This is a genomic window from Microbacterium sp. (assembly GCF_035554235.1).
Lineage (GTDB): Bacteria > Actinomycetota > Actinomycetes > Actinomycetales > Microbacteriaceae > Microbacterium.
In genome coordinates this window covers 1-5,417 of the sequence record NZ_DATMIO010000006.1, presented here as the reverse complement: position 1 = coordinate 5,417, position 5,417 = coordinate 1, and the positions used below count along the sequence as shown (strand labels likewise).

The 5,417-nt window shown below is 71.9% G+C and carries 6 protein-coding genes; 3 read left to right on the top strand and 3 right to left on the bottom strand.

Annotated elements, in window-relative coordinates; all coding sequences use genetic code 11:
• Together VNT50_RS00225 and VNT50_RS00220 are read left to right on the top strand one after the other, a co-directional pair.
• A partial coding sequence (locus tag VNT50_RS00225) for a DUF58 domain-containing protein (protein WP_491715926.1) occupies nucleotides 1-648 on the top strand: 648 nt, incomplete at its 5' end.
• A 144-nt stretch (nucleotides 649-792) separates the two neighbouring features.
• Complete coding sequence (locus VNT50_RS00220; protein ID WP_325483098.1) at nucleotides 793-1,590, top strand: aquaporin; 798 nt, start codon at nucleotides 793-795, stop codon at nucleotides 1,588-1,590.
• 151 nt (nucleotides 1,591-1,741) lie between these two features.
• Here VNT50_RS00220 and VNT50_RS00215 read toward each other — a convergent pair whose 3' ends face one another.
• Nucleotides 1,742-2,737: a stage II sporulation protein M gene (locus VNT50_RS00215; RefSeq protein WP_325483097.1), complete on the bottom strand. Its 996-nt coding sequence runs from the start codon at nucleotides 2,735-2,737 to the stop codon at nucleotides 1,742-1,744.
• Nucleotides 2,738-2,753: 16 nt separating this feature from the next.
• Between VNT50_RS00215 and VNT50_RS00210 the strand changes: the two genes are divergently transcribed.
• On the top strand, nucleotides 2,754-3,602 hold the full coding sequence (locus VNT50_RS00210) for an RDD family protein (RefSeq protein WP_325483096.1): 849 nt from the start codon (nucleotides 2,754-2,756) through the stop codon (nucleotides 3,600-3,602).
• 137 nt (nucleotides 3,603-3,739) lie between these two features.
• Here the strand turns inward: VNT50_RS00210 and ahcY are convergent, their stop codons facing one another.
• Together ahcY and VNT50_RS00200 are read right to left on the bottom strand one after the other, a co-directional pair.
• Complete coding sequence (gene ahcY / locus VNT50_RS00205; RefSeq protein ID WP_325483095.1) at nucleotides 3,740-5,212, bottom strand: adenosylhomocysteinase; 1,473 nt, start codon at nucleotides 5,210-5,212, stop codon at nucleotides 3,740-3,742.
• An 82-nt stretch (nucleotides 5,213-5,294) separates the two neighbouring features.
• Nucleotides 5,295-5,417, bottom strand: a complete 123-nt coding sequence (locus VNT50_RS00200) for a DUF3499 family protein (protein WP_414683916.1) — start codon at nucleotides 5,415-5,417, stop codon at nucleotides 5,295-5,297.

Here is a 5,417-nt window from a genome sequence, read left to right as displayed (position 1 = left end):
ATGCTGCGCACGTGGCGGCCCGAACGCGACCGGCACGTCGTGATCGTGATCGACACGGGGCGCACGTCGGCGGCGCGCGTCGGCGACGGCACACGACTGGATGCCTCGATGGAGGCGGCCCTCCTGCTGTCGGCCCTCGCGACCCGGGCCGGCGATCACGTGCACCTCGTGATGTTCGACCGTGTCGTGCGCGCCCGCGTCACGGGAGTGGACGGGCCCGCCCTGCTGCCCGCCCTCGTTGATGCGATGGCCCCGGTCGAGCCGCAGCTCATCGACACGGACTGGGACGGCGCGCTCGCACAGGTGCGGACGCTGACATCCCGCCCCTCCCTGATCGTGCTGCTGACCGCTCAGGACGCGCCCGAGGCCGCGCGGGGGTTCCTCGGGTCGCTCCCCCAGGTCACCCGCCGCGCGCGGGTGATCGTCGGCACCGTCACCGACACCGCGCTGCCCGCCATCGCCACCGAGCGGGAGCGCAGCGACGACGTCTACCGCGCCGCAGCCGCCGAGCACACGCTGCGCGATGCCGCCAGGGTCACGAGTGCGCTCGAGCGGGCGGGGGCGGATGCGATCGCCGCCGGACCCGACGACCTTCCGCCCCGCATCGCCGACCGCTACCTCGACCTCAAGGCGGCCGGGCGGCTCTGAATGCGTCGCCTTGTGACGGGCCGTTACGCCGATTGCGGCCGTTCCGCCGGGCAATCCTGAGTGTCCGCTGAGTGCGCCGGTATGCTCGCCATGAGCGTGCTTCCGACGAACCACGCGTGAACCCCAAGCGAAGGAGCCTCACTCATGAGCGACGACCCGCGCCCCGACGTCCCCGTCGAGCCCACTGCCCTTGACCACACCCCGGTTGCGCCGTCCACCGCGGCGACCCTCATCGCCGAGGCGTTCGGAACCTTCCTCCTCGTGCTGGGCGTCATCAGCACCGCGCTGTTCGCCGCGAACTTCGGCGCGAGCGAGAACGGCACATCGCTCGGTGTGGGATTCCTCGGCGTCTCGCTCGCCGTCGGCATCACGGTCATCGCCGGCGCGTACGCGTTCGGCCCGATCTCGGGCGGCCACTTCAACCCCGCTGTCACCTTCGGCCTCGCGGCCGCCGGCCGGTTCCCCTGGAGGGGCGTGCTGCCCTACGTCATCGCGCAGATCGTCGGCGGCGCGGTCGCGACGACCCTCGTCGTGCTGATCGGCCTCTTCGGTCCCGACGGATGGCTCGGCAACGCCCAGGACGCGGGCTTCGCCAGCAACGGGTTCGGTGAGGCGTCGCCGCTGGGCTTCGGCATCGGCGCCGCGATCATCGTCGAGGTGCTCTTCACCGGGCTGTTCGTGCTCGTGATCCTGGGCGTCACCCACGCCACCCGCGGCACGACCTTCGCGGGCCTCGTGATCGGCCTGACCCTCGTGCTCATCCACCTCGCGATCATCCCGATCGACAACGCCTCGGTGAACCCCGCCCGCTCGATCGCCTCGGCCATCTACGGCGGACCGCTCGCCCTCGGCCAGCTGTGGGTGTTCATCGTGTTCCCGATCGTCGGCGGCCTGATCGCGGGCTTCGCGTACAAGGCCCTCTTCGACGGCACCAAGAAGTAGTTCGCGCGGCAGCACCGAACACCTCGTTTCGGCCCGGTTTCGACGCTTCGGCTCGCGCAATCGCGCGGGCCGTGGTGGAGAGACCGGGCCGAAACTGGTCGCGGGCATCGGGCGGAACGTGCGGCAACGAGGCGCGGCGACCCGGTGCGGGTCAGCCGGCGACGAGTCGCGGCGTCCCGGTCTCGTATTCCGTGAGGTCGCCGGTCTCTCCGTGCCGGACCGCGCGCCCGCCGACCACGAGCATGTAGAACAGGAATCCGGCGAGCGCGAGGGCGCCGATGCCGATCTTCACCGGCCACGGCCACGACTGTCCCGTGACGAAGCCCTCGATGATCCCGGCCACCAGCAGCGCCAGCACGAGCCCGACGGCGACGGTTGCGAGCGACCTCCCGGCGGCGGCGAGCGATTCGCCGCGCGAGCGGCGCCCGGGCGCGACCCACGACCAGAAGATGTGCAGGCCGGCCGCCCCGGCGACGAAGATCGACGTCAGCTCGAGCAGTCCGTGCGGGAGGATGTGCAGCACGAACACGTCGCCCGCGTCGAACGCGAACATCACCGCCGCCGCGGTGCCGACCCCGACCGCGTTCTGCACGAGCACCATGACGGGCCAGAAACCCGTGACTCCGAACAGCACCGCCTGCGCGGCGATCCAGGCGTTGTTGGTCCACACCGTGCCCGCGAAGACGGCCGCGGGATTCTCGGTGTAGTACCCCGCGAACTCCTCTTCCGCGTAGTACTCGAGCTGCGCCTGGCTGCCGAGCGTCGCCACGAGGGCGGGGTCACGCGAGATCCAGGCGGCGACGAGGGATGCCGTGGCCACGAACACGACGGCGACCACGAGGCTCGTCCAGCGCAGCCGGTAGAGCGCGGCGGGCAGCTGCAGCGCGAAGAACCGCGGGAGCTGCCGCAGCACGTTCTCGGGCGCGCCGGTCAGGCGAAGCCGAGCGCGCGCCAGCAGGGTCGAGACGTGGTCGCCCTGCGGCGTGCGGCCCGCCGACGTCTTGATCTCGGAGAGATCGGCGGATGCCGCGCGGTAGCGCGTGACCAGTTCGTCGACCTCGGCGCCGCTCGGGCGGCGGACGCGGGTCAGGACGTCGAAGCGCGCCCACTCTTCGCGACGGGCGGCCGTGAGTGCGTCGAGGTCCACCTGATTTACTGTACTCATGCCCGCCGCAGGCCCGCCTTCCCTCGTCCACGTCCACCAGGACGAGGTGCTCACCGGCGAGGCCGTGGCCCTCGACGTGCAGCCGATCGGGTTCTTCCTGCGCACGCTCGGCGCGTTCATCGACGTCCTCGTGTCGGTCGCCCTGATCGTCACGTTCGCGCTGCTCTTCGCCATGCTCTCGGGTCAGGGCCTGATGAGCGACGCGACCGCCCGCATCGCGACGATCGTCATGCTCGTGACCGTGCTGATCGCCATCCCCACCGCCGTCGAGACGGCAGCGCGCGGGCGGAGCCTCGGCAAGCTGGCGGTCGGCGGCCGGATCGTCCGCGCGGACGGCGGCGCATCGGGGTTCCGGCAGGCGTTCATCCGCGCGCTCGTCGGCGTGCTGGAGATCTACTTCACCCTGGGCGCGATCGCCTTGCTCGTCGGAGCGTTCACCCCCCGCTCGCAGCGGCTCGGCGACCTGCTCGCCGGCACGTATAGCGAGCGCACCCGCACGCCCCCGCTTCCCGCGCCGGGCTTCGGCGTACCGCCGGGGCTCGAGCCGTGGGCGGCGATCGCCGACGTCGGTCGCCTCCCCGATCGGCTGGCGCGACGCATCGCCCAGTTCACGCGCCAGGCCGATCGCCTGGAGCCCGGGCCCCGCGGGCGCCTGGCGGGTCAGCTCGCGGCCGAGGCGCGGCCCTTCGTCTCGCCCATCCCGCCCGTGGACCCCGAGACGATGCTCCGCGCGGTCATCGCCGTCCGGCGCGATCGAGAGCTGCGCGGCCTCGAGCTCGAGGCGGAGCGCGTCGCGGCCCTCACTGCGGGCACGCGCGCCGCGCCGAGGGACTTCCCGCAGCGCTGACGCGCGGCATCCTCTCCCACCCCCGCAACGTGGCGCCCGTGGTCGCATCCCGCGCCCGCACCCGGCACCACCTACCACCCGAAACCACCGCCCGAACTCGCCAGCCCGAAGTCCCGCGCGAGCCTGACCCGCCGGAATCAGTAGCGGTAGTGCTCGAGCTTGTAGGGGCCGTCGACGGGAACGCCGATGTAGTCCGCCTGCGCGGCCGTGAGCTTGGTGAGCTGCACGCCGAGCGCCGCAAGGTGCAGTCGCGCGACCTTCTCATCGAGCGCCTTCGGCAGCACGTACACGCCGACGGGGTAGTCGGCCGTGCGCGTGTAGAGCTCGAGCTGTGCCAGCACCTGGTTGGTGAACGATGCGCTCATCACGAACGAGGGATGCCCCGTCGCGTTGCCGAGGTTCATCAGGCGCCCCTCGCTCAGCACGAGCACGCTGCGCCCGTTGGGGAGGCGCCACTCGTGCACCTGCGGCTTGATCTCGATCGCCTCGGCCCCCGGGAGCGACTCGAGCCCCGCCATGTCGATCTCGTTGTCGAAGTGCCCGACGTTCGCGACGATCGCGAGGTGCTTGAGCCCCTGCAGGTGCTCGACGGTTACGACATCCTTGTTGCCCGTGCCCGTGACCACGATGTCGACGTCGCCGACGACGGACTCGAGGGTCGCGACCTGAAACCCGTCCATCGCGGCCTGCAGCGCGCAGATGGGATCGACCTCGCTCACGATGACGCGCGCGCCCTGGCCGCGAAGGGCCTCGGCCGCACCCTTGCCCACATCGCCGTAGCCGCACACGAACGCGACCTTGCCGCCGATCAGCACGTCGGTCGCGCGGTTCAGCCCGTCGGGCAGCGAGTGGCGGATGCCGTACTTGTTGTCGAACTTCGACTTGGTGACCGAATCGTTGACGTTGATCGCGGGGAACAGCAGATCTCCGGATGCCGCGAGCTCGTACAGGCGGTGCACGCCGGTCGTGGTCTCCTCGGTGACCCCGAGAAGCCCCTCGGCCACGCGCGTCCAGCGCTGCGGGTCAGAGGCGAGGCTCGCGCGGAGCACGTCGAGCACGACGCGGTACTCGTGCGCGTCGGCATCCGTCGCCTCGGGCACGACGCCGGCGGTCTCGAACGCGCGGCCCCGGTGCACGAGCAGCGTCGCATCGCCGCCGTCGTCGAGGATCAGGTTCGGGCCGGTGGCGCCCTCGGCGCTCCAGTCGAAGATGCGCTCGGTGCAGCGCCAGTACTCCTCGAGCGTCTCGCCCTTCCACGCGAACACGGGAACGCCCGCGGGCTCCGAGGTCGTGCCCGTCGGGCCGACGACGACGGCGGCGGCCGCGTCATCCTGCGTCGAGAAGATGTTGCAACTCGCCCAGCGCACCTGCGCGCCCAGGGCCACGAGGGTCTCGATGAGCACAGCGGTCTGCACCGTCATGTGCAGCGAACCGGCGATGCGCGCGCCCGCGAGGGGCTGCGTCGGTCCGAACTCCTCGCGCAGGGCCATCAGCCCGGGCATCTCGTTCTCGGCGAGGCGGATCTGGTGACGTCCGGCCGGGGCCAGCGCGAGGTCGGCGACGTCGTACTCGAGACGGGCGGTGGCGGGGGCGCCGAGGTCGATGCTCATCCGGCTATTCTCCCAGACGCGGCCGGGTCTTCGCCCGACGGCCCGGCCGCCAGCGCCGCGCACCTCGGCCCGCGCCGTGCGGTCAGCGGGTCGAGATCGTCTCGTGGCGCACGACCACCCAGCCGCGCGGCACCGACAGACGGTCGGTGTGGATGGCGCAGAGGTCGTGGGCGTGCGGGTCGTCGTCGCCGCCGAGCGGGCCCAC